Here is a 23,609-nt window from a genome sequence, read left to right on the forward strand (position 1 = left end):
GCTCAGGCGAAGACCGCACGCGAAGCCGCTCCTCCCCGAAAGGACCACCATGACCAAGCTCCGGCTGGCGATCGTCGGCGCAGGCCCGGCGGGCATCTACGCCGCTGACATCCTGCTGAAGGCCGAGCGCAAGTTCGACGTGTCGATCGACCTGTTCGAGCAGCTCCCGGCGCCCTACGGCCTGGTCCGCTACGGTGTCGCGCCCGACCACCCGCGCATCAAGGGCATCATCACGGCCCTGCGCGAGGTGCTCGACAGCGGCGACATCCGCATCTTCGGCAACGTCCGCTTCGGCGAGGACATCACCCTCGAAGACCTCAAGCGCCATTACAACGCGGTCATCTTCGCCACCGGCGCGATCCGCGACACCGACCTCGACATCCCCGGCATGGACGCCCTCGGCTCGTACGGCGCCGCGGACTTCGTGAGCTGGTTCGACGGGCACCCCGACGTGCCGCGGGAGTGGCCGCTGGATGCGGCATCCGTCGCCGTCATCGGCAACGGGAACGTGGCGCTCGACATCTCGCGCATGCTCGCCAAGCACGCGGACGACCTCCTGCCGACCGAGATCCCCGACAACGTGTACGAAGGCCTCAAGGCCTCGCCGGTCACCGACGTCCACGTCTTCGGCCGGCGCGGCCCGGCGAACGTGAAGTTCACCCCGCTGGAGCTGCGAGAGCTCGGCGAACTGCGCGACGTCGACATGGTGGTCTACGACGAGGACTTCGACTACGACGAGGCGTCGCGCGCAGCCATCGCCAGCAACAAGCAGGTCATGGTCATCGACCGCGTGCTGCAGTCGTGGCGCAAGCGCGATTCGGTGAACAACGCCGGCGGCACGGCATCCCGTCGCCTGCATCTGCACTTCTACGCCAAGCCGATCGAGGTGAAGACGGATGCCGAGGGCCGCGTCGCCGCCCTCGTCTACGAGCGCACGCGGCCCGACGGCGAGGGCGGCGTCGTCGGCACGGGCGAGCTGCGCGAGGTGCCGATCCAGGCCATCTATCGCGCTGTCGGGTACTTCGGCTCGCCCCTGCCGGGCGTGCCGTTCGACAAGAAGCACGGCGTGATCCCCAACCGCGAGGGCCAGGTGCTCAGCAAGGACTCGAACCAGCGCGTGAACGGCGTGTACGCCACCGGCTGGATCAAGCGCGGGCCGGTGGGTCTCATCGGTCACACGAAGTCCGACGCCATGGAGACCATCCGCCATCTGATCAACGATCAGGGCACCTGGTGGCAGCCGGCCGACCCGTCCGAGGAGGCGATCCCCGAGCTGCTGGCCTCACGCGGCGTGAAGTGGACCGACCTCGAGGGCTGGCACCGCCTGGACGAGCACGAGATGGCGCTCGGCGCGCCGCACGAGCGTGCCCGCGTCAAGGTCGTGCCGCGCGACGAGATGGTGACGATCTCCCGCGGGGAGTGACCGCCGCCACCTAGGCTGAGGTCATGGCCGGGCCGTCCGCCGCGTGGAGCCCCGACGTCCTCGGGAAGCCGTTCGAGCAGCTGACGCTGCCGCTGGATGCCTCCGGCGTCGACGGCGAGCTGCTGGCGACGCTCGTGCGCTGCCTTCCGAACAGTCTCACCACGCTGTTCGCGCCGCTGCGCGGCGTCGACGTGCTCTACGTGCACGGGTGGTCGGACTACTTCTTCCAGCGGGAGCTCGCGCACTTCTGGACCACGCGGGGAGCGCGCTTCTACGCGCTCGACCTGCGGCGCTACGGACGCAGCCTGCGAGACGGGGAGGCGCCGGGCTACATCGACTCCCTCGAGGACTACGACCTCGACATCGCCGCGGCGCTGGAGGCGATGGGGCACGGCACGGGAGCGGATGCCGCCTCTCGGCGCCGCCTCGTGCTGCTCGGCCACTCGACGGGCGGCCTCACGCTGACTCTGTGGGCGGCGCGGCACCCGGGACGGGCCGACGCCGTCGTGCTCAACAGCCCGTGGCTCGAGCTGCAGCTGGGCGCGCTCGGTCGCCAGGCGCTGGCGCCGCTGGTCGACATCCGCGCCCGCCTCGACCCGCGCGGCGCGCAGCCCGCCGTCGACCTGGGGTTCTACACCCGCGCGCAGGAGGAGATCGGCTCGCTGCCGGCTGATGAGGTGCGGGCGCGGTGGCGGCCGGACCGGGGGTTCCCGACCGCACCGGGCTGGCTCTCGGCCGTCATGGACGGGCATCGTCGCATCGCGGCGGGAGTGGACGTGGGATGCCCGGCGATGGTGCTGCTCTCGACGCACTCCACCGTGCCGCTGTCGTGGCGGGAGTCGATGACGTCGACGGATTCGGTGCTGGTCGTCGACGACATCGCTCGCGCCGCGACCCGCATCGGGGGTATCGTGACGATCGCGCGGATCGAGGGAGCCATCCACGACGTGTTCCTCTCCAGACCCGGTCCCCGGGCCGCGGCTTACCAGGCGCTCGACCGGTGGCTGCGGGGGTATGTCGCGTCCGACGGCTGATGTCCCCCGAAGAGGGGACATCGGACCCCTTGCCGGACGGGTTAACATATAGGAGAGATGTCCCCAGCATCTCAGGGAAGGCCCTCCCCAAGAATCCTTCCCATCCCGTCGTCGGGCGCCGCTAACCGGGGGGTTGGTGAGCGAGAGCAGACGACGACAGGCCCCGGGTGTCCCCAGCACCCGGGGCCTTTTACGTGTCCCGCTGCGTCGGCGTCTCAGTCGGCCCGGCGAGTCAGCGCCCGCATGATGAGCAGGTAGGTCGTCAGCGACAGCACGAACCCGAGCAGGTAGACGGTCATCTCCTGCGCGAGGAACGTGCTGTAGTCCAGCGCGCCGTCCGTGACGGCGGGGTTCGCCTGGCCGACGAAGTACGCGACGGTCTGCCCGGCGGCGTAGACCGCGAGCAGCGCCAGCACGGCCAGCAGCGCGAGCCAGATGCGGCTGCGCCACACGGCACCGACGGCCGCCATGGCGGTCGCCGAGGTCCAGTCGGGCGCCTCCGGGTCGAGCCATCCATTGACCTTCGGGACCAGGATGATCGCGGCGATGAACGCCGCGTTGAGGAGCGTGCTGCCGATGCCGACGAGCGAAACGCCCCCCGCGTCGCCCCGGACGAGATCGGGGATCAGCAGGATGGCCAGCACCGGCAGCGTCGCGACGACGGCTGACAGCAGTGCCCGGAGAAAGCGCATGGCCCCGAGTGTAGGGCGGTCGCGCCGGGATCCGCCGCGCCGCCATGGGACCTTCGCCCCGTGGCATCCCACCGCCGCCGCGCACTCTGGGAACATGACCGGATCGACCACACCCAGCGTCGCCACCCCGCCGCGGCAGCCCGGCGCGACCGCCACGATCGTCGGGATCGTGCTGCTCATCATCGGCCTCCTCGTCGCGGCAGGCGGCGGTGCCGTCCTTCTCGTCGGAGTGACGGCCGCCGGGGTCCAGGGGCTGCAGGGCCGTGACGGATTCATCTCCGCCGGCCCGATCGAGATGTCGACGGATTCGTACGCGCTCACGTCGCCCGCACGAGACGCGGTCACGGTCGACAGCGACGTGCCGGACCTCCCGTTCGATGTCGCCGTGCTGCGGATGACCGTCGAATCGGCGGACGGGCCGGTCTTCGTCGGGATCGCCGCCCAGGACGACATCGATCGATACCTCGCGGACGTCGCGCACAGCGAGGTGCGCCGGCTCGACTTCCGCTCGGACGTGCGCTACCGCGAGCACGACGGCTCGGCGCCGTCGGAGGAACCGGGCGACCTCGACATCTGGGTGTCGTCGGCGAGCGGCTCGGGGCCGCAGGAGGTGCGCTGGACGCTCACGCCGGGCGAGTGGGGGATCGTCGTCATGAACCCCGACGGCGCCCGCGGGATCGACGTGGAGATGAGCGTCGGCGCACGCAGCGACCTCATCGCCCCGGCGGCCACGGCGCTGCTCGTGCTCGGCGGCATCCTCTTGGTGGCAGGACTGACCGGCATCGTCGCCGGAGCCGTGCTCCTCGGCGTGGGGCAGCGCGGACTGCGCTCGCCCGGCCAGCCGGCGTCTGCCGAGCCATCCAGGGCACCGCACAGCACGTCGCTCTGACCGGCTGATCTGATCAGGGCCGGGAGCACGTCGAACGGTGCATCGCAGCGCCGGGATGAAGGAGATGAGCGCAATGAGGGTACTGGTGGCGTACTCGAGCAAGTACGGCGCAACCGAGGGCATCGCGCAGCGGATCGGTGACTGCTTGCGCAAGCGGGGTCTCGCTGTCGACGTCAGCCGATGCCGAGACGTGCACGATGCCACCGGCTACGACGCGTACGTGGTCGGGTCGGCGACGTACGAGTTCAACTGGAGGAAGGACGCGCGGCGGTTCGTGAAACGCAACGCGGCTGAGCTCGCCGCGCACCCGGTGTGGCTCTTCAGCAGCGGGCCGCTCGGCACCGAGGAGGTCGACAAAGACGGCGAAGACGTGCTGAAGGGTGCCGAGCCCAAGCAGTTCGCCGACTATGAAGACCGTCTGCACCCGCGGGGGACCCAGGTCTTCCGCGGCGCCTACGATCACGACAAGGTCCGCGGCGCCGATCGCATCATCGCCTGGATGCCGGCGATCCGCGACATCCTGCCGCAGGGAGACTTCCGCGAGTGGGACGTCATCGACGCGTGGGCGGCCGAGATCGCGGACGCCCTCGCGCCCACCGCCGCGCAGGCGTGACCCGGCGTCCGAGGGGAGCCTTTCCGGCGAAGCGACGGCGAAGCGCCTTTCTATTACGCCGGTTTCGCGGTCGGCGAACACAATCGTCAAGGGCACCCGGTTCAGTCGGCCGCCTGCCTGTGCCGACGCGGCGAATTCCCCGGAAATCGGGTCGCCGGGGTCGGGTCGCGGCGCGCTGAAGGACCCGGATGATACCCGCGGGACGCGACGAAGGGAACCGAGAAGCTCGGCGAGACGATGCGACCTAGCTTGAACATTCCTGAGCTCGCGGCGCCCCGGCCACGAGCCCAACGAAAGGAAGTGCAAGCCATGTTGCGCAAGACGAAGATCGCCAGCGCCGGAGTCGCCCTCGCCCTTTCAACCACACTGGGAGTGCTGCCTGCCATGGCGGCCAGCGCCGCACCCCCGACGACCGCGTCCGCCGCGGTCGTTCACCAGGCTCCCGCTGTTCCGACGTCGTTGCCGGTGACAGGTGACGGCTTCGTCGGTGAGATCAGTGACCTGACCGTCCGCACCGTGGATGGCGTGCTGCAGCTGACCGGAACGATCTCGGGAACCCTTGACGGTGTTCCGATCGCCGCCACCCCGTTCACCACGACGATCGACAACCTGCAGGCGAACGACGCGTGCACGATCCTCGACCTGGATCTCGGACCGCTGCACCTCGACCTCCTCGGCCTCGTCGTCGACCTGAACGAGGTGCAGCTCGACATCACCGCCGTTCCGGGCGCCGGCAACCTGCTCGGCAACCTGCTGTGCGCGGTCGCCGGGCTCCTGGACCGCGACGGCCCGCTGCAGGGCATCGGTGCGCTGCTGAACCGTCTTCTGACCGGCCTGGGCCTGTAACCGCTCACGCCGTTCGTACGCACGGCCGCTCCGGCCCGGGGATCTTCGCAGCCCGGGCCGGAGTCGTGCGTGGCGCCGACATGGTGTCCGCCGCCACACGAGTATCTGCGAGTGAGTCAGCCCGCGTTCATCGTGACGCGGTCCTTGCCCGCCCGCTTGGCGTCGTACATCGCGGCGTCGGCGCGCACGAGCAGCTGCTGCGCGGCGGTGGACGGGTCGATTCCCGGACGGTAGAGGGATACGCCGACGCTGACCGACGCCGAGATGATCCCGTCCGGCACGGGGATGGGCAGTCGGCATACGGTGAGGATGCGCTGCGCGATGGCTTCGGCGGCGTCGGCGTCCGCGCCGGCGCAGATGGCGACGAACTCGTCGCCGCCGATCCGCCCGACCATGTCTCCGGCGCGGACGCCGCCTCGCAGGCGCGTGGCGAGTTCGACGAGCACCATGTCGCCCGCGGCGTGGCCGAAGGCGTCGTTGATGCCCTTGAAGTCGTCGACGTCCAGGAAGAGCACGGCGAGGGGCTCGCCGGAGACGTCGGCCGCCGCGATCGCCTCGTCCAGGGTGAGTTGGAGAAGCTGCCGGTTGGCCGCACCGGTGAGCTGGTCGTGCAGGGCCAGCCGCGCGAGGGTGCGCTGCAGGCGAACCCGGAGCAGCGTCTGCGAGGCCTGTCGCCCCAGCGCCTGCTGGAGCTCGAAGAAGTGCGCATCGAAGTCGGTGCGCCGGTTGTAGAAGCAGACCAGGATCCCCAGGCGCTGCCCGTCGGCGACGAGCGGCATCACGCTGAGTGCGGCGAGACCGTTGCTCCGCATCGCAGCACTGAGTTCCGGATACCCGGCGTCGTTGTTGTGCACCACCGTCACCTCGGTGGTCTCCCTCAGCGCGTGCACGGGCGCGACCTTGCCCTCGAGCGGGTTCGTGCCGCCGCTGAGGACGAGGTGCCCGTCGTCCTGGGCGAGCAGGACCGCGGTCTCCGTCGCTGTGAACGCGTCCCGCGCGACGGCCGCGAAGGACTGGGCGACGTCTCGGTCGGTGGCGCTCACGTCGAACATCGTGGACACCTCCTGCAGGATCCGGACGCGTTGTTCGGACTGCTCCGCGGTTCTCCTGGCGGCGAGGAGGTCCTGCTCGTAGCGGACGCGTTCGGTGGCGTCGAAGAGCGCGAACCGGATGAGTCCGGCTTCGTCATCACGAACCGCGTTGACGAGCACCGGCACGGCGGCATCCGCAGGCGTGCGGAGTGTGAGCGTCACCTGTTGCACCGAGCCGTTGCGAAGGAGGACCTGACGGTAGCTGGTCTCGTAGGTGAGCGTGCTGGCCGGATCGAGGAGCGCAGTCAGTCCTGCGCCGGAGAGCTCCTGGCGGGTGCGGCCCGTCCAGGTGAGCAGGATGTCGTTCGCCTCGACAATGGAGCCTTCGAACGTCGTGGCAAGAAGTCCGCAGGGGGCCCGGTGGAACCAGTCGTTGTCTACGGTGGAGGTCATGACAGGAACCGCCCACTCTCGGAGGCGTGAACGGCGCACGCAGCGCGGGCGGGGACAGCGGGCATGCTGGGGGGCCTCTCGGGGCAGGCGGGTCACAGACGGGGCGAGTCTGTGCTTACGGTGTAAGCGTAGCGAGAAGCATCTCACGTAAACCCCTCAACCGGCGACCGCAGGTAGGGAAGGATAGGTCAGTGGCCAAGAGCAGGAGCACGCAGCCGGCGAAGACCGCGGCGCCGAAGCTCAGTCGCGAGCTGATCATCGAGACGGCGTTGCGGCAGATCGATGTCTCCGGCGCGCAGAGCCTGTCGATGCGGTCGCTGGCGCAGGAGCTCGGTGTCGAGGCGATGTCGCTGTACCGTCACGTGCACGGCAAGGAGGATCTCCTCGAGGGGGTCGTCGCCCTGCTCATGGGTGACCTGCTGTCGAGTCTGGACGCCCAGCTCGCTGAGCATTGGCAGGGCTATCTGCAGACCACCGCCCACCAGGTGCGGCAGATCGCGATCAAGCACCCGAAGGTCTTCCCGTTGATCGCGTCGCGGCATCCTGCAGCGCCGTGGCTGCGGCCGCCGTTGCGGAGCATCGAGGTGGTCAATGCGTTCCTCGCGGCGCTGATCGGGCACGGCTTCACCGACCAGCAGGCCGTCGACGCCTACCGGTCCTTCAGCAGCTTCCTCCTGGGGCAGCTGCTGCTGGAGGCGGCTGTCCGAGGAGCAGCGACCGGCCCCGTCGGCGAACCTCTGGACGAAGGGGGCGCTTCCATCCCCGAGCAGGACGGCACCCGCACCCTCGAGGATGCGCCGGAAGTGTTCCGCCTGCGGGCCCTGCTCAGCGAGGATCGCAGCGACGAGGAGTTCGAGGTCTCGCTCGAGGCGCTCCTGGACCGCCTCGCGCAGCATGTCGCGCACTGACCGACCCCCGGCATCGTCGGCAGGGCTCTTCGCGGCTCGGGATGCCTGTCTTCAGGCGCTGGCCACCAAGCGGGCCATCTCAGTGCGGCGGATAGGGCGGCTCAGCAGGTAACCCTGCGCGCGGTCGCACCCCAGCCGGGTCACCTTGGCGAGCTGCTCGGCGGTCTCGACGCCTTCGGCGACGACGCGGATGCCGGCGTCATGAGCACGTGTCACGGCATCCGAGACCACTTCGGAGGCCTCCGGGGAGTCGTCGACGATGAGAGCCCGGTCGATCTTCAGTTCCGTGGCGTGCAGCCGCTTGGCCTGGGTGAGCGACGCCTGCCCGGCACCGAAGTCATCGATTGCGATGCCTATGCCGAGCCCGCGCAACCGGTCCAGCCGTGCCACGAGGGCGGGGGCGTCGCCGATGCGACGACCCTCGGTGATCTCGAGCGTCAGGTGCCGCGCAGGGCGCCGGATGCGGTGGATCATCCGTTCCATCCAGGTGGTGAAACCGGCGCCTTCCAACTGGGCGGGGGAGACGTTGACCGAGAGATCGATGCCCCACTCGGTCATCGCTCCCATGGCCTGCGTGGTCATGTACCGGCCGATGTCGTGGATGGTGCCGTCCTCTTCGGCGACCGGGATGAACTCATTGGGGCCCACCGTGCCCCACGTCGGGTGGTGCCAACGGCAGAGCGCCTCGGCGGCGACCAGCCGGTTCGTTCTCAGGTCGATCTGCGGCTGGAACCACGCCGCCAGTTCGCCGCGGCTCAGCGCGCGCCGCAGCGCACGCGTCATCTCCGCGATCTCGATCACTGTGTATCCGCCCCAGTCCGGGCGAGCACTCGGTCTCGCCGCGGGTGCCCCCATTCTTTCAGGAGGCTCGTGGCCGCCTGACGTGTTGACACGAGGTCGCGGCCGGGTTAGGGCACTACCGGTAGTTGACGAACTGGAGGTCGACGTCGAGGTCGGCGGCCTTCAGCAGGCGCTGCACCTCCTGCAGGTCGTCGCGGGACTTGGACTGCACGCGCAGCTCGTCGCCCTGGATCTGCGACTTCACCGACTTCGGGCCCTCGTCGCGGATGATCTTCGAGATCTTCTTCGCGTTCTCGGACGAGATGCCGTCCTTGATCGTCGACGTGATCCGGTACTCCTTGCCGCTGGCGACCGGGTCGCCGGACTCCAGGCTCTTCAGAGAGATGCCCCGCTTGATGAGCTTGGACTGGAACACGTCGAGGACCGCCTTCGCCCGCTCCTCGGAGTTGGCCTTGATGAGCACGGCCTCGCCGCTCCACTCGATCGAGGCGCCCGTGCCCTTGAAGTCGTAGCGCTGCTCGACCTCCTTGCGGGCCTGGTTGAGCGCGTTGTCGGCCTCCTGGTGGTCGACCTTGCTGACGATGTCGAACGAGGAATCTGCCATGGCCGGAAGTCTATCGGCGGGCGGACGGCTGGCGGAGAGTGGGATGCCGCTTTCCGGGCATGCGCCCGTTGCTGAGCGAGTCGTCGGCTGGAAGCGGTTCCAGTTCTCGCAAGATCACGAGGAGATATCGATTGGCTTCGCCCACCTTGTCCTGATTCACCGCATGATGCAGAATGTAAGCGCTTGCAGATTCGTGCAAGCCGAAGAACGGCCTTCATCGGTGCCACCGCACCGGCCGAGGGCCGGTTCAACTCACCAGCACTCCAGAGAGGCACACACCGATGAGGGTGAACATGAAGCGCGCGCTTGCCACCGGCGCGTTCATTGCAGGGAGCGCGCTGCTGCTCGCCGGCTGCGCCGGCGGCGGCGCGGACAGCACCGACGGGGGCGGGGGCGAAAGCGAAAGCGATGCCACGCTGACCGTCTGGGTCGACCAGAACCGCGCAGACGCGCTCGAGGGCACCATCTCGGACTTCGAAGAGGAGAACGGCGTCACGGTCGACCTCGTCGTGAAGCAGAACGAGAAGATCCGCGACGACTTCACCGCGCAGGTGCCGACCGGCAAGGGTCCGGACGTCACCATCGGCGCCCACGACTGGCTCGGCTCGTTCGTGCAGGACGGCCTCGTCGCGCCGATCGAGCTCGGCGACTCCGCGTCCGCATTCCAGGAGGTGGCCATCTCCGCCTTCACGTACGACGGCAAGGTCTACGGTCTGCCGTACGCGACCGAGAACGTTGCGCTCATGCGCAACGCGGATCTCGTGTCCGAGGCGCCTGCCACCTTCGACGACATGATCGCCGCCGGCACCGCCGCGGGCACCAAGTACCCGTTCGTCGTCGGACTCGACCCGGCCAACGCGGATCCGTACCACCTGTACGGCTTCCAGACCTCGTTCGGCAACTCCGTGTTCGCGCAGAACGCCGATGGCTCGTACGACGGTTCTCAGCTCACCGTCGGTGACGAGGCCGGCCAGGCGTTCGCGGCGTGGCTCGGTCAGCAGGGCGCGGCGGGCGCGATCAACCTGAACCTCACGCAGGATCTCGCGAAGGAAGCGTTCAACGCGGGCGAGTCGCCCTTCATCCTCACCGGCCCGTGGAACACGACGGACGCCGAGGCCAAGGGCATCAACATCGCCATCGACCCCATTCCGACCGCGGGCGGCGAGACCGCATCGCCCTTCGTCGGCGTGCAGGGCTTCTACGTGAACGCCAAGTCGGAGAACGCGCTCCTGGCCAACCAGTTCCTCGTGAACTACATCGGCACCGAAGAGGTCCAGTACGCCCTCTACGAGGCGGGCAACCGGCCTCCGGCGCTGACTTCCGCGTACGAGAAGGCGGCTGAGGACCCGATCATCAAGGGATTCGGCGATGTCGGCGCGACCGGGTTCCCGATGCCGAGCATCCCCGAGATGGGATCGGTGTGGGAGTTCTGGGGCGTCGCGGAGGCGGCGATCATCGGCGGTGCCGACCCTGCTGCCACCTGGACGAAGATGGCCGAGGACATCCAGGCCAAGATCGACGGCTGACGCCCGTGCGGTGGGGCGGCGACTCGTCGCCGCCCCACCGCAGCACGTCTTTATCGCACCACCCCGAAGGAGTCGACGATGGCCGGTCCCGTCCTCGAGGAGACCACGTCCCCCGCCAGAACACCGGACGACCGATCCCGGCTCCGACGGCAGAAGCGGGCGACCGCCCTCGCGGAGGCGGCTGGACAGGGCTGGAAGATCTGGCTGGTCAAGATCCTCCTGCTCGGCCTCATCGACGCCTTCGCGGTCTACGGCATCCTCATCCTGGCGTTCCAGGGCGAGTGGCTCGTGCCGCTGATCATCGCCGTCGTCACCATCGCGGTCAACGTCATCTATCTGGTGCCGGGCCTGCTGCCCGCGAAGTACCTCACGCCCGGCATCCTCTTCCTGCTGGTCTTCCAGATCTTCCTCATCGTCTATACGGTCTTCATCTCTTTCACGAACTACGGCTCCGGGCACAATTCGACGAAAGAGGATGCGGTCAATGCGCTCCTGCTCCAGTCCCAGACCCGCGTCGAGGATTCGCCGGCCTTCCCCGTCACCGTGCTGGAGCGCGCGAACGAGTTCTTCTTCCTTACCACCGACCCCGACACCGGCGACTTCGTCGTCGGCGGGGAGGAGCAGCCGCTGGAGCCGGTCGACGGTGCCACCGCCACCGGCGCACCGGGATACAACACCCTCGATCTCGGCGGCATCCTCGCCAATCAGGAGGCGATCGCCGGGCTCGCCGTTCCGGTATCGGAGGACCTCAACGACGGGTACCTTCGCACGACCGACGGATCGACCGCGTATCTCTTCACCTCGTCGCTGGAGTGGGATCCCGTCGCTGACACGATGACCGACACCACCACCGGCGTCGTGTACAGCGACATCGGCACCGGCGCGTTCACTGCCGAGGACGGCACCGAACTGCTGCCCGGATGGCAGGTCGTGGTCGGCTTCGACAACTACGTCCGCGCCTTCACGGAGCAGTCCATCCGCGGACCCTTCATCTACGTCTTGATCTGGACGTTCGTGTTCGCGCTGCTCTCCGTCGCCACGACGTTCGCGCTCGGACTGTTCCTCGCGATCACGTTCAACGATCCGCGGATGAAGAGCAAGAAGTACTACCGCGTGGCGATGATCCTGCCTTACGCGTTCCCCGGGTTCCTTTCCGCGCTGGTGTGGGCGGGCATGTTCAATCAGGACTTCGGGATCATCAACGAGTGGTTCTTCGGCGGCGCGCAGATTCCGTGGCTGACCGATCCGCTGCTCGCGAAGATCGCGATCCTCGTCGTGAATCTCTGGATGGGCTTCCCCTACATGTTCCTCGTCTGCACGGGGGCTATCCAGTCCATCCCGGACGACATCCAGGAAGCAGGCAAGGTCGACGGCGCCAGTGCGTGGGGCATCTTCCGGCACATCAAGTTCCCGCTCCTGCTGGTCTCGGTCGCACCGTTGCTCATCTCGTCGTTCGCCTTCAACTTCAACAACTTCGTCCTCATCTACATGCTCACCAACGGTGGGCCGAGGTTCCCCGATGCGCCGATCCCGGTCGGGCAGACAGACATCCTCATCTCGATGGTCTACAAGGTGGCCTTCGTGGGCGGTCAGCGCGACATGGGGCTGGCTGCCGCGTTCTCGATCCTGATCTTCCTCATCGTCGGCGCGATCTCGTACATCGCGTTCCGGCAGACCAAAGCGCTCGAGGAGTTGAACTGACATGTCCACGGATCAGACCAGGGTGGGCGGCGCCGAGAGTCTCGCCATCGGGTTCGAGGCCGCTGCGGAGAAGGAGCGTCCGACCGCACCGATGCCGCGGCGTCCGTTCGGAAAGTACTTCCGCGAGACCGGGTGGCGCCACATCGTCGGCATCGTCATGGTGCTGTTCTCGGTCTTCCCGCTCGTCTACGTGCTGTCGGCTTCGCTGAACCCCGGCGGCACGCTGCTGACAGCGAACGGGCTGTTCCGGAACATCAGCTTCGACAGCTACGTCGCGCTGTTCCAGGATCCGAACTACCCCTACGGGCGATGGCTCGCGAACACGGTGATCGTCGGGCTGTCGACAGCTGTCGGCGCGGTCTTCCTGTCGGCGCTCGCGGCGTACGCGTTCTCGCGCATGCGGTTCACAGGACGGCGGTTCGGGCTGCTGTCGATCCTCCTCGTGCAGATGTTCCCGCAGCTCCTCGCCTTCGTCGCGATCTTCCTGCTCATGTCGGCGATCAGCGACGTCTTCCCGGCTCTGGGGTTGAACTCTCTCCTCGGGCTCATCATGATCTACCTCGGTGGTGCGCTCGGCGTCAACACGTTCCTTCTCTACGGGTTCTTCAACACCGTGCCGACGTCCATCGACGAGGCAGCGCGGATCGACGGAGCGGGTCATGCGCGGATCTTCTTCACGATCGTGCTCCGCCTGGTCGCACCGATCCTGGCCGTCGTGGTCCTCCTCGTCTTCCTCTCCACCTTCGCCGAGTTCGTGATCGCTTCCGTCGTGCTCATCGACCCCGCCAACCAGACGCTGGCCGTCGGGCTCTATCAGTTCGTCTCCAACGCGCAGTCGAAGAACTGGAGCGTCTTCGCAGCGGGCGCCGTGGTTGCGGCGATCCTGCCGATGGCGCTGTTCCTGTCATTGCAGCGATACATCGTGGGCGGACTCACCGCCGGCAGCGTCAAGTGACGCAGGCGGGCATGGACCGGGTGGACGAGGTCTCGCGCGGCGTCGTGTCGGCGCAGGACACGACCCCGGCCGACCCGGGTGGAGCCGGAGTGACGGCGCCGGAGCGGTTCGACGCGCTCAGCGCGGGGCTGGCAGCCGGAGTTCGCGCGCATCCCGGACTGGTCGGGCTCGTGCTGCTCGGCTCGGCGTCGGACGAGGCGCGCGAGCGGCGCGACGAGTGGTCGGACCACGACTTCTTCGCGCTGACGGCGGCCGGCCGCGGGAGCGAGGTGCGTCCCGACCTGTCCTGGCTGCCCGATCAGGATCGTCTCGTGCTCACCGCGCGCGAAGGCGAGATCGGGTTCGTCGCCGTCTACGATGACGGGCACGTCTTCGAGTTCGCCTTCTCGGACGCCGCGGAGCTCGCCGGCGCTCGCGCCGGCGACGCGACGGTCCTCGTCGACGACGAGGCGGGCACCACGGCGAGGCTGCTCGCGGAGTCGCGGGCGCGCGCCGCCGAGGACGACCGGTTCGACCCCGCGAACGACGCGCGACTCGTGCTGGTGAAGCTGCTGATCGGCGTGGGGCGGGTGCGCCGCGGCGAGGTTCTGAACGGGAACGCGTTCATCCGGCAGTGGGCCGTGCAGCTGCTGGTGCGGGCCATCCGTGGACGGTTCGCCGCGGCATCCACTTCCCTCCGCGACGCGATCGATCCCGTGCGGCGCTTCGAGCGCGACTTCCCGGCGTGGGGAGGCGACATCGCCGCATCGCTGGATCTGCCCATCGAGGAGACCGCCTTCGAGCTGTACCGCCTCACGCGCCGGATCCTGGAGCCCGGGTGGGAGGACTTCCCCTCGCGGGCCGCCGACGTCGTGGCGGCACGCCTCGGCTGGAGTTGACCCGGCCCGGCGGATGCCGCGGCCGCCCTGAGATCGAGCGCGCGGGGTGGCGGCGGCATCCGTCGTTCGTAGACTGGGTCGGCGAGGAGGTGCCATGCGCCCGCTGACCGAAGATGATGTGCGTTCGTCGTTCGTGAACGCCTCACCCGACGAGCTGAGACTCGTCGCCCTGCCGCATGACTTCGTGCTGACCGACTGGGATCACCTCGATTTCCTCGCGTGGCGCGATCCGCGCACGCGCAGTCGCGGCTACGTGATCGCCGAGATCGACGGAGAGCCGTCGGGCGTCGTGCTGCGTGCGGCCGAGGGCACATCCCGCGGTCGGGCCGCGATGTGCAATCTGTGCCACACCATGCAGCCGGCCGACCAAGTCGTGATGTACACCGCGCGGAGGGCCGGCGAGGCGGGCGCGCACGGTGACAGCGTCGGCACCTACATCTGCGCGGATCTGTCCTGCCACGAGACGGTGCGGCTGGCCGCTCCGCTCGCGCCCAACGAGGTGAGGGCGAGCGTCGACCGCAAGATCGACGGCACGCGGCGCCGCACCGAGGCGTTCGTCGGGCGGGTCCTCGAGACGGCGGGGGTCCCGCGATGACCGTCGTGGTGGTGGGTGACGCGCTCATCGACGAGCTCCGTGACGACCACGGCGTGCGCGAATTCGTCGGCGGCGCCGCGCTGAACGTCGCCGTGGGCCTCACCCGTCTGGGCGTGCCGGCGACGCTGGTGGCGATGCTGGGCGATGACGAGCCGGCCTCACGCGTGCGGCGCTATCTCGCGGACTTCGGGGTGGACCTCATCGCGACGCCGTCGCTGCTGGGGACGGCGCGGGCGCTCAGCACGCGGTCCGGGGGAGGTGAGCCGGTGTACGAGTTCAACGAGGCCTCTCAGCAGCGCCGCATCCGGTTCGGCGACGCCGAGCGCGCGGCGATGGCCGATGCCGACCTCGTGGTGATCAGCTGCTTCGCGTTCGACGATCCCGAGCAGACCGCCGAGCTGGCGGAGGCGGTCGACGCGGCGGGCGTCCCGGTCGCGGTCGACCCGAACCCCCGTACGGGCATGATGAGCGACAAGCCGGAGTTCGTGCGCGGCTTCGAGCGCCTGGCCTCCGGCGCGGCCCTGGTGAAGGTGGGGGAGGACGATGCGGCGCTGCTCTACGACGACCGACTCGACGTGCTGCGGGCCCGGCTGATCGACCTCGGTGCGCAGGCGGTGCTCGCCACCGAGGGGCCAGCGGGCGCCACGATCGAGGCCGGCGACGTGGTGGTGACCCGGCCGATCTCGAGCCTCCCCGGCCGCATCGTCGACACGATGGGCGCCGGCGACGCCGCGTTCGCCGCGACGGTGGCCGTCCTCGTGGACGGCGCTCCGGTGGACGAGGACGGCTGGGAGACGGCGCTGCAGACCGCGATGGATGTCGCGGCCGCGACCTGCCGTTTCGAGGGTGCCCTGCTGCGCACGCCGAGCGCCCTCGACGGCACGGACCTCGATCGCATCGGCACGTGACGATGGGCCGGCGCGGGCGGTGACGGCCACGGGTGGCCGCCGATTTCTGACCTCGCGCATCTACGCGTAAGATTGTGGATCGCGCCTCCGGTCGTCTGGAAAAGTCGGACGGGTGCGCACTCGGCGAGTTACCCAAGCGGCCAAAGGGATCTGACTGTAAATCAGCCGGCATAGCCTTCGGGGGTTCGAATCCCTCACTCGCCACCCGAGATCAGAAACGCGTCCCGATTGCGGGGCGCGTTTCCTCGTTGCGCAGCATCCAGCGAAGACCGAGCCCGGTCAGCACCGCGACGGTCGCCGCCATGAGCGCCCCGCCGACCGCGAAGAGCGCGAACACGACCGCAGCGGGCGTCGACTCGTCGACCCACGGCGACGGCAGGAACGTGAAGACGATGCCGATCAGCCACGCGACCATGTTGATGGGCACCCACCGCCACGACCGGGGCACGCCCGCCCGTGCGAGCACCGGGCGCTGAGCGAGCGGGATTGTCGCCAGCAGCAGGAGTGCGGCCGGCGCCGCCACCGCCCAGGTCGACGGCGAGGCCCAGTCGATGTCGGCACCGAGATCCGCGAGAGTCGACGGCAGCATGCCGATCGCCCACGCGACGGATGCCGCCACCGCCGTCACCGCTGCCCACCGGCCGACAGGCACCTGGGCGCGGGAGCCCCGGGCGCCGAGCGCCTGGCCGACGCCCAGCAGAGCGCCTTCGCCGGCGCCGAACACGACGAGAATCGCCCACGCCGCCCAGCCGCTCAGTCCGAGCGCCGACGCCAGCGCGAAGGCCGTCACCGGGATCAGGAAGCCGAGACCCTCACCCAGCACCGTGAATCCCACCCAGCGCGGCAGCCGCAGCGCCGGCCTCGCAGCGAGCCCCGGCGCCGGCCCGGGCGAGGAGCTCTCCATATGCACACGGTACGAGCCGTCGGGCGGGGACGCACCCCCGATCCCGGCGCGCCTCCGCGGATCTCGAACCGGGGATGCGCGCGTGTCAGGATGGGCGTGCCGGGTCCACCGCCCGCGTCACGAGAGGAACGCCATGACCGCGCCCGATCCGTATGCGACGCCACAGCCGGAGCGCGGCGACGCCTCCCTCTCGCCGCTGCTGCGAGCCGCCATCTGGGTGGCCATCGGTGCGCTCATCGCCGCAGCCATCGTCTGCGTGGTGTGGGTGCTGGTCGGCTCGCAGAACGGTCTCGTCGGGCGCGCCTTCCTCACCATCCTGCTGCTCGTCGCATTCGCGGGCGTCGCGATCCTGGACGCACACCTCGCACCCCGGCGCCCCGCGTGGTTCGCTCTCGCCAGCATGGCGTCCTGGATCATCGCGCTGCTCCTCGGGGCGATCATGATCTGGATGCCCGAGCGCTTCCCGTGGCTCGGCGTCTCCCGGTTCATCCAGTTCCTGCTGATCGTGCTCATCCTGCAACTGGTGCTGCTTCACCTGCGCCTCTACATCAAGGCGTTCCAGCGGTACGACACGACGTTCACGCGTGCCGTGGTCATCGTCACGATCGCACTCGTGGTCGCGCTCGCCGCGCTCCTGATCATCCCGCTGGCCTTCGGGGAGTGGCTGTCCCTCGCGGACCTCTACTGGCGCATCGTCGTGGCGGTCGCGATCCTGGCGGCCGTCGGAACGGCACTCGTGCCGCTGGTGAACGTGCTCTTCGCACCGAAGCGGCCGCGAACGCACCCGCACCCGGTGCCCCCGCCGCACGCATCCGGCCCGGTGCCGGCGGCTCCGGTGGCATCCGCTCCCGCGACGCAGGAGCTGCTGCCGTGGCCGACGTATGCGGACGGCGGCACGCCGCTGCCCATGCTGCCCGATGGGTCGCCGGACTGGAACGCCTACTACACCGGCCACCCCTCGCCGGGGGCGCACGTGTTCACGCCGCTCGCACCGGCCGTCGCCGAGCCGTCGCCCGCGACCGCCGGAGCGCCGGCTCCGCACGGCGATGCGCCGCAGCCCGCCGCGGAGGCGCCGGCCCGGGCGCCGGAGCGTCCCGGGTACGAGGGCTACCCGCCCCCGCCGCCGCTTCCGCCGCGCCCCTGACCGTCGCGGGGCCGGCTCACCCGGCGAGCAGCTCCAGCGCGGCCATGGCGGCGTTGTGGCCACCGAGCCCGCTGACCGCGCCGCCGCGTCGCGCGCCCGATCCGCACAACAGCACGGACGGGTGGGACGTGGCGACGCCCCACCGCTCGGCGGGAGTCCGCAGCGGCTCGTCGTCGTCCGCCCACGGCCACGAGAGCGGGCCGTGGAAGATGTCGCCGCCGACCATGCCGAGGGAGCGCTCGAGGTCCGCCGTCGTCCGCGCTTCGACGCACGGCGTGCCGTCAGGCGCTTCGAGCACGCAGTCGGAGATCGGCTCGGCCAGCACGGCGTCGAGCGAACGCTGGGCCGCGGCGAGGAGCTCGGCGCGCGCGGCATCCGGATCCCTCCCCGGGAGGAGCCGGTGCGGCACCTGCAGACCGAAGAGGGTGAGTGTCTGCGCCCCCGACCGCCGCAGGTCGGGTCCCAGGATCGACGGGTCGGTGAGCGAGTGGCAGTAGATCTCGGCGGGAAGCGGATCCGGAATGCCACCGCTCGCCGCCGCGGCGTGCGCCGCGTCCAGCTGTGACAGCGCCTCGTTGACGTGGAACGTGCCGGCGAACGCCGCCTCGGGCGCGACGCGCCGGTCGCGGAGGCGGGGGAGTCGCCGCAGCAGCATGTTGACCTTCAGCTGGGCGCCCTCCGGTCGCGCGGCGTCGGCATCGCCCGCCGAGCCGCCCGCTCCACCCGCGGCGAGGAGGTCGGCGAGCACCGCCGGGCCGACGCCGCTCAGCACCAGCCGGGCGTGCACGGTCGAGTCGTCGCCCAGCTGCACCTCGCCGTCGGGCGAGACCGCGACGACTTCGCTCTCGGTGCGCAGCTCGGCACCCGCCCGCGCCGCGGCCCGTGCGAGCTCCGCGGACACCTGCCCCATGCCTCCGACGGGCACGTCCCAGTCGCCGGTGCCGCCGCCGATGACGTGGTACAGGAAGCACCGGTTCTGGCGCAGGTCGCCCTCGTCAGCCGCGGCGAACGTGCCGATCAGGCCGTCCGTGAGGGCGATGCCGCGCGCGAGGTCGGTGCCCAGCGACGACCGCAGCAGCCCGCCGAGCGGCTGCTCGATCAGCTCCGACCACAGACCGTCATCGCGGAGACGCGCGCGCAGCTCGGATCGACGCCGCAGCGGTTCGGTCATCGAGGGGAACAGCAGGCGGGCGACCGGCGAGAGCCGTCCCGAGAAGGCGGCGAACCGCTCGGCCTCCGCCGTGTCGCCGGTCACCCGGGCGAACGATTCCGCGGTGGCCGCGGCATCCGCGTTGTCGATCAGGATCCCTCGCGACGGATCCGCGGGGTCCGGCGTGTACGACGAGTACCGCCGGCGGAGCAGACGGATGCCGAGCCCGAGGTCGCGCACGATGCTCCGGGGCAGCAGGCTCACCAGGTAGGAGTAGCGCGACAGGCGCGCGTCAACGCCGTCCCACGGGCGTTCGGACACCGCTGCCCCGCCCAGGTGGTCCAGCCGCTCCAGGACGACGACCGACCGGCCGGCGCCGGCGAGGTAGGCCGCGGCGACCAGCGCGTTGTGACCGCCGCCCACGATCGCGACGTCGTAGGTGCGGTGCAGGACTGCGTCGGCCATCCCCTCACGCTAGCGAGACGCCGCGGACAACAGCCACCACGGTCGCCCGGGCACCGGGCACCGGGCGCGCGGGACGTTAGCGTGGACGCATGACTCTCGCGCAGGATCTCGAAGCACTCGCCATGGACATCGCCCGGGAGGCGGGAGACCTCGCCCGGGTGCGCCGCGAGGCGGGCGTGTCGATCGCCGCGACGAAGTCCGCGCTCGCCGACATCGTCACCGAGGCCGACCGCGAGGTGGAGACGCTGATCCGCGCCCGGCTGGCCGCCGAGCGCCCCGACGACGCGTTCCTCGGCGAGGAGACCGGCGCCGAGGGCGGTGCGAGCGGCATCACGTGGGTCGTCGACCCGATCGACGGCACGGTCAACTACGCCTACGGCATCCCGGCCTACGCGGTCAGCATCGCGGCCGTCCGCGGCGAGCCCACTCCGGCGGACTGGGAGGCGCTGGCGGGCGCCGTGTACACCCCCGTCATCGGCGAGCTGTTCCACGCCGCCCGCAATCACGGAGCCTGGCTCGGCGCTGATCCGCTGCGCGTCAACAGCGAGGTCGGACCCGCCGGCGCGCTGCTCGCGACAGGTTTCGGCTACGACCCCGCCACGCGGCCGGGGGACATCGAGCTGATCTCGGCCGTGATGCCGGGCCTGGCTCGTGACCTCCGCCGCGGGGGAGCGGCATCCCTGGATCTCGCGTACGTCGCCGCCGGCCGCCTCGACGGCTACTTCGAGCGGGGATTGGCGCCGTGGGACCTCGCCGCCGGATCGCTCCTGGTGACCGAGGCCGGCGGCCGGTTCGGCCGTGCCGTGCCCGACGGCTCGCCGCGCGCGCCGGTCGTGGTCGCGTCGACACCGGCGATCTATGACCGCCTCGCCGCTGCGGCAGGGCTCTCGTGAAGAGCGCTCTCATCCAACTCTCATCTATGACGCGCGCTGAAATCCGAGCCGTACATGGCATTCCCAGGACGCCCGGGGTAGTGTTTACCCGATCGTTACCTTCGCTGCCCGAACGGCGGAGGTCGTCATAGCCCACGACCGCCTCGCCGCGTTCCCCTCGCGGTACGACCCGAGAGCCCGCCGCCGCTTTGCCTTTCGACGCCCCCATGGCTGAACCCGCGCCCACGCGCCGGTCGAGCCGCACCTCCGCCACGCCTGTCCAGGCGACCCCGGAGACGCCGGGAGCAGGTCGCGCCACCGCGCGGCGCGAAGCCGCGCAGATCGCCCCCGAGCGTCCGGCTGTCGTGTGGGGTCGTTCCGTCGACCTGAAGAAGGCGGATGACGCACCCGCAACCGCGACGCAGGCGCAGCTGTCGGCCCCCGCGGGGCAGACGACCGCCCCGCACCCGGCGCCGGCCTCCCGACGCCAGCGGCCCGCCGTGCGTCCGATCGTCGCACCGGCCGCCGACACCGCGGCGCACGCTCCGGCGGCTGCTCCGGCGGAGGTCGCGGAGGCTGCGGCTGTCGCTCCCGCGTCGCCGGCTGCCGAACTCCCGGCCACGGCGCCCGTGAGCCGTCGTGCACGCCGGGCGCAGACCGGCGAGTTCGCTGCGGTCAGGGCGCCGCTCGCGCCGACCGGCGAGTTCGCCGCGGTCAGTGCGCCGCCCGCGGAGACCGGTGAGTTCGCCGCGTTCAGCGCGCCCGCCGCTGAGGCCGTCGCTCCCGCGACCCCTGCTGAGGCCGTCGCTCCCGCGCCGCCCTTCCAGCTCCTCGAGCCCCTGGTCGCGTCGGAGACCGCTCCGATCCCCGCACCGCCGAGCTCCACAGCCGCCTCGGCTGCCTCGGCGTCGTCCGCGAGCGCCTCGACGTGGATGTCGGAGTCGTTCGCGAAGATCCTCGCGGCGGAGGCCGTGGCGGCAGCCGCGACGACCGCCGCGCCGGTCGAGACCGTGCGGCCCTCGGCGCCCGAGCCTGCGGCGGCTGCCGAGACAGCTCAGGCCCGCCCGGCGACCGAGCAGATCCACCCCCTCACCGGCCCGATCGCCCAGCCCGCGGCATCTGATGTCGACGAGTTCGAGGTCGCGGCGCGCCTGTTCGAGTTCACCGGCGAGACCCCCGTGCAGCAGCCGGCCGAGGAGCAGGAGCAGTCGCGACCTGCCGCCGGCCCCTCGGCCGAGGAGCAGCCCGCCGCGCACACCGCGCCGCGTCGGTCGCAGGCCCGCCGGGGTGCAGCGTTCCGTCGCGTGGCCACCGCCTCGTTCTCGGTCGGAGTGCTCGGCGTCGTGGGGCTGATGGCGGTCGGGATGACGACACCCGCCGAGGCCGTCGCCGCAGCTCGCGGCGTCGACGCCTCGCTGTCGGTCCTCGCCCCCGGCGACTCGAAGGCATCGGTGATCGACGAGGCCGAGATCCAGGCCTATGTCGCGCCGGCCGGCATCGAGGCCGACACGCTCGACCGTCCGGAGAACTACACGACCACGACGACGGCTCAGCTCGCGTCGGAGGCCGGCATCAAGAACTTCTCGAACCTGTTCCGCAACGACCCGAACTCGAACATCCAGTGGCCCTTCACGGTCGGTGTGACGATGTCGTACGGGTTCGGCATGCGGTCCGGCCGCATGCACGAGGGCGTCGACTTCACGCCCGGCGCCGGAGCCCCGATCCAGGCCATCGCCGACGGCACCGTCCGCGTGGCCTCCGAGGCGGGCGGCGCGTACGGCGTGCACGTGATCATCGACCACATCGTCGACGGCCAGCTCATCTCCAGCCACTACGCGCACATGGAGTACGGCTCGCTCCAGGTCTCGGCCGGTCAGCGCGTCACGGTCGGCACGGTCCTCGGCCGCACCGGCAACACCGGGCGCTCGTACGGCGCCCACACGCACTTCGAACTGCTTCAGAACGGCACCACGGCGATCGACCCGATGCCGTGGCTTCGTACCCACACCGACGGCACCCACACGGTGGGCTGACGGTTCGGAAGGATGCCGGGCCTCTGGTATCCTCTTCTAGTTGCCTGCTCGCAGGCAGCACGCCCCGATAGCTCAGTGGCAGAGCACTTCCATGGTAAGGAAGGGGTCGTCAGTTCAATCCTGACTCGGGGCTCGCAGCATCCGTTCCAGCGATCGGATGCCACGCGGCAGGGTAGCTCAGTTGGTGAGAGCGCACGACTCATAATCGTGAGGTCGCGGGTTCAAGCCCCGCTCCTGCTACAGACGAAAGCCCCCGGATTCCGGGGGCTTTTTCGTGCCTGCCCGGCTAGGGTGAGCCCTGACCGGCGGCCGCGCCGGGCGAGCGGAGGCCGGCGATGCTGAGGCGGATCGCAGAGGGCGTGTTCGTCCACGAGAGCGAGTTCATCCGAAGCAACTGCACGGTCGTGCAGGGACGCCACGGCGTGCTCCTCATCGATCCGGGCATCACCGACGCCGAGATGGCGCACCTCGCAGACGATCTCGGCGAGCGGGGACAGCCCGTCGTGGCCGGCTTCTCGACGCATCCGGACTGGGACCACGTCCTATGGCACCCGAGGTTCGGCGACGTGCCGCGCTACGGCACGGCCCGCGGTGCGGCATCCATCCGGGAGGTGCTGGCGCGTCCGGACTGGCGGGATGCCATCGCCGAGGGGCTGCCGCCGGAGTACGCCGACGACATTCCGATGGAGCTGCTCGGCGACATCACCGCTCTGCCCGCCGGTGCCACCCGTGTCCCGTGGGACGGGCCGGAGGTGCGGATCATCGAGCATCGCGCCCACGCGCCGGGTCACGCCGCGCTCCTCGTCGAGGAGCGCCGCGTGCTCGTCGCCGGCGACATGCTCTCCGACATCCTGATGCCGTTCCTCGATTTCGAGGCTGAGACGCCCATCGCGGATTACCTCGCCGCGCTGGCGCTCCTCGAGACCCTGGTCGACGAGGTGGACGCAGTGGTGCCGGGGCACGGCTCGGTCGGCGGACCGGGTTCGTTGCGGGCGCGCATCGCCCAGGACCGGGTGTACGTCGAGACGCTCCGCGATGGATCGGACTTCGACGATCCGCGGGTCGGCCCGGCGGCCCCGCTGGAGTGGCTGCCCGACGTGCACGACTGGCAGGTGGGGCGGCTCGGCCCGAGCAGGCCCGCGGATGCACCCGAGGAGGGCTCGCCGCCCGGCGGGCCGTGAGCC

Annotated in this window: 22 protein-coding genes and 3 tRNA genes; 19 read left to right on the forward strand and 6 right to left on the reverse strand. The window is 70.2% G+C overall.

Annotated elements, in window-relative coordinates; translation table 11 throughout:
- Window positions 1–49: 49 nt before the first annotated feature.
- Window positions 50–1,423 (forward strand): FAD-dependent oxidoreductase, encoded by a 1,374-nt coding sequence (locus tag ACZBH1_RS10540; protein WP_336394800.1) that lies wholly within the window; start codon window positions 50–52, stop codon window positions 1,421–1,423.
- Between the two features lie 23 nt (window positions 1,424–1,446).
- Entirely contained in the window at window positions 1,447–2,457 is a 1,011-nt protein-coding gene (locus ACZBH1_RS10545) for an alpha/beta hydrolase (RefSeq protein ID WP_463646348.1), read from the forward strand.
- Window positions 2,458–2,672: 215 nt separating this feature from the next.
- Here ACZBH1_RS10545 and ACZBH1_RS10550 read toward each other — a convergent pair whose 3' ends face one another.
- Window positions 2,673–3,149 (reverse strand): hypothetical protein, encoded by a 477-nt coding sequence (locus tag ACZBH1_RS10550; RefSeq protein WP_463646349.1) that lies wholly within the window; start codon window positions 3,147–3,149, stop codon window positions 2,673–2,675.
- Between the two features lie 94 nt (window positions 3,150–3,243).
- On the opposite strand from ACZBH1_RS10550, the gene ACZBH1_RS10555 reads away from it, so the two are divergent.
- The 3 genes from ACZBH1_RS10555 (at window position 3,244) to ACZBH1_RS10565 (ending at window position 5,497) form a co-directional block, all read left to right on the forward strand.
- Window positions 3,244–4,038, forward strand: a complete 795-nt coding sequence (locus ACZBH1_RS10555) for a hypothetical protein (protein WP_463646350.1) — start codon at window positions 3,244–3,246, stop codon at window positions 4,036–4,038.
- A 73-nt stretch (window positions 4,039–4,111) separates the two neighbouring features.
- Window positions 4,112–4,651: a flavodoxin domain-containing protein gene (locus tag ACZBH1_RS10560; protein ID WP_463646351.1), complete on the forward strand. Its 540-nt coding sequence runs from the start codon at window positions 4,112–4,114 to the stop codon at window positions 4,649–4,651.
- A gap of 249 nt (window positions 4,652–4,900) precedes the next feature.
- Window positions 4,901–5,497: an ABC transporter substrate-binding protein gene (locus ACZBH1_RS10565; RefSeq protein WP_336394805.1), complete on the forward strand. Its 597-nt coding sequence runs from the start codon at window positions 4,901–4,903 to the stop codon at window positions 5,495–5,497.
- A 116-nt stretch (window positions 5,498–5,613) separates the two neighbouring features.
- Here ACZBH1_RS10565 and ACZBH1_RS10570 read toward each other — a convergent pair whose 3' ends face one another.
- Window positions 5,614–6,981 carry a diguanylate cyclase gene (locus ACZBH1_RS10570; RefSeq protein ID WP_336394806.1) on the reverse strand — a complete coding sequence of 456 codons (1,368 nt, stop codon included), beginning with the start codon at window positions 6,979–6,981 and terminating at the stop codon, window positions 5,614–5,616.
- 191 nt (window positions 6,982–7,172) lie between these two features.
- Between ACZBH1_RS10570 and ACZBH1_RS10575 the strand changes: the two genes are divergently transcribed.
- Window positions 7,173–7,889 carry a TetR/AcrR family transcriptional regulator C-terminal domain-containing protein gene (locus tag ACZBH1_RS10575; RefSeq protein WP_336394807.1) on the forward strand — a complete coding sequence of 239 codons (717 nt, stop codon included), beginning with the start codon at window positions 7,173–7,175 and terminating at the stop codon, window positions 7,887–7,889.
- Between the two features lie 51 nt (window positions 7,890–7,940).
- Here ACZBH1_RS10575 and ACZBH1_RS10580 read toward each other — a convergent pair whose 3' ends face one another.
- Together ACZBH1_RS10580 and ACZBH1_RS10585 are read right to left on the reverse strand one after the other, a co-directional pair.
- Window positions 7,941–8,690, reverse strand: coding sequence for an EAL domain-containing protein (locus tag ACZBH1_RS10580; protein WP_336394808.1), 750 nt, complete (start codon window positions 8,688–8,690; stop codon window positions 7,941–7,943).
- A 115-nt stretch (window positions 8,691–8,805) separates the two neighbouring features.
- Window positions 8,806–9,294: a YajQ family cyclic di-GMP-binding protein gene (locus ACZBH1_RS10585; protein ID WP_109211358.1), complete on the reverse strand. Its 489-nt coding sequence runs from the start codon at window positions 9,292–9,294 to the stop codon at window positions 8,806–8,808.
- Window positions 9,295–9,575: 281 nt separating this feature from the next.
- Between ACZBH1_RS10585 and ACZBH1_RS10590 the strand changes: the two genes are divergently transcribed.
- The 7 genes from ACZBH1_RS10590 to ACZBH1_RS10620 all read left to right on the forward strand — a co-directional run bounded on the left by ACZBH1_RS10590 (window position 9,576) and on the right by ACZBH1_RS10620 (window position 16,061).
- Window positions 9,576–10,820 carry a sugar ABC transporter substrate-binding protein gene (locus tag ACZBH1_RS10590; protein WP_336394809.1) on the forward strand — a complete coding sequence of 415 codons (1,245 nt, stop codon included), beginning with the start codon at window positions 9,576–9,578 and terminating at the stop codon, window positions 10,818–10,820.
- A gap of 78 nt (window positions 10,821–10,898) precedes the next feature.
- A complete protein-coding gene (locus tag ACZBH1_RS10595; protein ID WP_378883492.1) occupies window positions 10,899–12,521 on the forward strand; it encodes an ABC transporter permease subunit in 1,623 nt (540 codons plus the stop codon).
- A 1-nt stretch (window position 12,522) separates the two neighbouring features.
- Complete coding sequence (locus tag ACZBH1_RS10600) at window positions 12,523–13,476, forward strand: sugar ABC transporter permease (RefSeq protein WP_378883489.1); 954 nt, start codon at window positions 12,523–12,525, stop codon at window positions 13,474–13,476.
- Between the two features lie 11 nt (window positions 13,477–13,487).
- Complete coding sequence (locus tag ACZBH1_RS10605; protein WP_463646352.1) at window positions 13,488–14,354, forward strand: hypothetical protein; 867 nt, start codon at window positions 13,488–13,490, stop codon at window positions 14,352–14,354.
- 94 nt (window positions 14,355–14,448) lie between these two features.
- Complete coding sequence (locus ACZBH1_RS10610; RefSeq protein ID WP_463646353.1) at window positions 14,449–14,949, forward strand: FBP domain-containing protein; 501 nt, start codon at window positions 14,449–14,451, stop codon at window positions 14,947–14,949.
- Entirely contained in the window at window positions 14,946–15,857 is a 912-nt protein-coding gene (locus tag ACZBH1_RS10615; protein ID WP_463646354.1) for a PfkB family carbohydrate kinase, read from the forward strand. The genes ACZBH1_RS10610 and ACZBH1_RS10615 overlap by 4 nt, the downstream gene beginning before the upstream one ends.
- Before the next feature lie 122 nt (window positions 15,858–15,979).
- A tRNA-Tyr gene (locus ACZBH1_RS10620) sits at window positions 15,980–16,061 on the forward strand.
- Between the two features lie 7 nt (window positions 16,062–16,068).
- On the opposite strand, the gene ACZBH1_RS10625 is transcribed toward ACZBH1_RS10620, so the two are convergent.
- On the reverse strand, window positions 16,069–16,761 hold the full coding sequence (locus ACZBH1_RS10625; protein ID WP_463646355.1) for a hypothetical protein: 693 nt from the start codon (window positions 16,759–16,761) through the stop codon (window positions 16,069–16,071).
- Between the two features lie 133 nt (window positions 16,762–16,894).
- Here ACZBH1_RS10625 and ACZBH1_RS10630 point away from each other — a divergent pair, with 133 nt between their 5' ends.
- Window positions 16,895–17,905, forward strand: a complete 1,011-nt coding sequence (locus ACZBH1_RS10630; RefSeq protein ID WP_463646356.1) for a hypothetical protein — start codon at window positions 16,895–16,897, stop codon at window positions 17,903–17,905.
- Window positions 17,906–17,921: 16 nt separating this feature from the next.
- Here the strand turns inward: ACZBH1_RS10630 and ACZBH1_RS10635 are convergent, their stop codons facing one another.
- Window positions 17,922–19,520 carry a phytoene desaturase family protein gene (locus tag ACZBH1_RS10635; protein ID WP_463646357.1) on the reverse strand — a complete coding sequence of 533 codons (1,599 nt, stop codon included), beginning with the start codon at window positions 19,518–19,520 and terminating at the stop codon, window positions 17,922–17,924.
- 89 nt (window positions 19,521–19,609) lie between these two features.
- Here ACZBH1_RS10635 and ACZBH1_RS10640 point away from each other — a divergent pair, with 89 nt between their 5' ends.
- The 5 genes from ACZBH1_RS10640 (at window position 19,610) to ACZBH1_RS10660 (ending at window position 23,606) form a co-directional block, all read left to right on the forward strand.
- Window positions 19,610–20,413 carry an inositol monophosphatase family protein gene (locus tag ACZBH1_RS10640; RefSeq protein ID WP_463646358.1) on the forward strand — a complete coding sequence of 268 codons (804 nt, stop codon included), beginning with the start codon at window positions 19,610–19,612 and terminating at the stop codon, window positions 20,411–20,413.
- A gap of 206 nt (window positions 20,414–20,619) precedes the next feature.
- Window positions 20,620–22,425, forward strand: coding sequence for a M23 family metallopeptidase (locus ACZBH1_RS10645; RefSeq protein ID WP_463646359.1), 1,806 nt, complete (start codon window positions 20,620–20,622; stop codon window positions 22,423–22,425).
- Between the two features lie 61 nt (window positions 22,426–22,486).
- Window positions 22,487–22,558: transfer RNA gene (locus ACZBH1_RS10650), tRNA-Thr, on the forward strand.
- 33 nt (window positions 22,559–22,591) lie between these two features.
- Window positions 22,592–22,665, forward strand: a tRNA-Met gene (locus ACZBH1_RS10655).
- A 95-nt stretch (window positions 22,666–22,760) separates the two neighbouring features.
- Window positions 22,761–23,606, forward strand: a complete 846-nt coding sequence (locus ACZBH1_RS10660; RefSeq protein ID WP_463646360.1) for an MBL fold metallo-hydrolase — start codon at window positions 22,761–22,763, stop codon at window positions 23,604–23,606.
- Window positions 23,607–23,609: the final 3 nt, after the last annotated feature.

The organism is Microbacterium sp. ZXT2-5, from assembly GCF_055329545.1.

Bases quoted from the DNA above. Each gene is read 5' to 3' on its own strand.
- ACZBH1_RS10605 (WP_463646352.1), top strand. From the start codon at position 13,488: ATGGACCGGGTGGACGAGGTCTCGCGCGGCGTCGTGTCGGCGCAGGAC.
- ACZBH1_RS10545 (WP_463646348.1), top strand. From the start codon at position 1,447: ATGGCCGGGCCGTCCGCCGCGTGGAGCCCCGACGTCCTCGGGAAGCCG.
- ACZBH1_RS10600 (WP_378883489.1), top strand. From the start codon at position 12,523: ATGTCCACGGATCAGACCAGGGTGGGCGGCGCCGAGAGTCTCGCCATC.
- ACZBH1_RS10610 (WP_463646353.1), top strand. From the start codon at position 14,449: ATGCGCCCGCTGACCGAAGATGATGTGCGTTCGTCGTTCGTGAACGCC.
- ACZBH1_RS10595 (WP_378883492.1), top strand. From the start codon at position 10,899: ATGGCCGGTCCCGTCCTCGAGGAGACCACGTCCCCCGCCAGAACACCG.
- ACZBH1_RS10590 (WP_336394809.1), top strand. From the start codon at position 9,576: ATGAGGGTGAACATGAAGCGCGCGCTTGCCACCGGCGCGTTCATTGCA.
- ACZBH1_RS10630 (WP_463646356.1), top strand. From the start codon at position 16,895: ATGACCGCGCCCGATCCGTATGCGACGCCACAGCCGGAGCGCGGCGAC.
- ACZBH1_RS10625 (WP_463646355.1), bottom strand. From the start codon at position 16,761: ATGGAGAGCTCCTCGCCCGGGCCGGCGCCGGGGCTCGCTGCGAGGCCG.
- ACZBH1_RS10585 (WP_109211358.1), bottom strand. From the start codon at position 9,294: ATGGCAGATTCCTCGTTCGACATCGTCAGCAAGGTCGACCACCAGGAG.
- ACZBH1_RS10560 (WP_463646351.1), top strand. From the start codon at position 4,112: ATGAGGGTACTGGTGGCGTACTCGAGCAAGTACGGCGCAACCGAGGGC.
- ACZBH1_RS10645 (WP_463646359.1), top strand. From the start codon at position 20,620: ATGGCTGAACCCGCGCCCACGCGCCGGTCGAGCCGCACCTCCGCCACG.
- ACZBH1_RS10640 (WP_463646358.1), top strand. From the start codon at position 19,610: ATGACTCTCGCGCAGGATCTCGAAGCACTCGCCATGGACATCGCCCGG.
- ACZBH1_RS10555 (WP_463646350.1), top strand. From the start codon at position 3,244: ATGACCGGATCGACCACACCCAGCGTCGCCACCCCGCCGCGGCAGCCC.
- ACZBH1_RS10540 (WP_336394800.1), top strand. From the start codon at position 50: ATGACCAAGCTCCGGCTGGCGATCGTCGGCGCAGGCCCGGCGGGCATC.
- ACZBH1_RS10660 (WP_463646360.1), top strand. From the start codon at position 22,761: ATGCTGAGGCGGATCGCAGAGGGCGTGTTCGTCCACGAGAGCGAGTTC.
- ACZBH1_RS10615 (WP_463646354.1), top strand. From the start codon at position 14,946: ATGACCGTCGTGGTGGTGGGTGACGCGCTCATCGACGAGCTCCGTGAC.
- ACZBH1_RS10550 (WP_463646349.1), bottom strand. From the start codon at position 3,149: ATGCGCTTTCTCCGGGCACTGCTGTCAGCCGTCGTCGCGACGCTGCCG.
- ACZBH1_RS10635 (WP_463646357.1), bottom strand. From the start codon at position 19,520: ATGGCCGACGCAGTCCTGCACCGCACCTACGACGTCGCGATCGTGGGC.
- ACZBH1_RS10570 (WP_336394806.1), bottom strand. From the start codon at position 6,981: ATGACCTCCACCGTAGACAACGACTGGTTCCACCGGGCCCCCTGCGGA.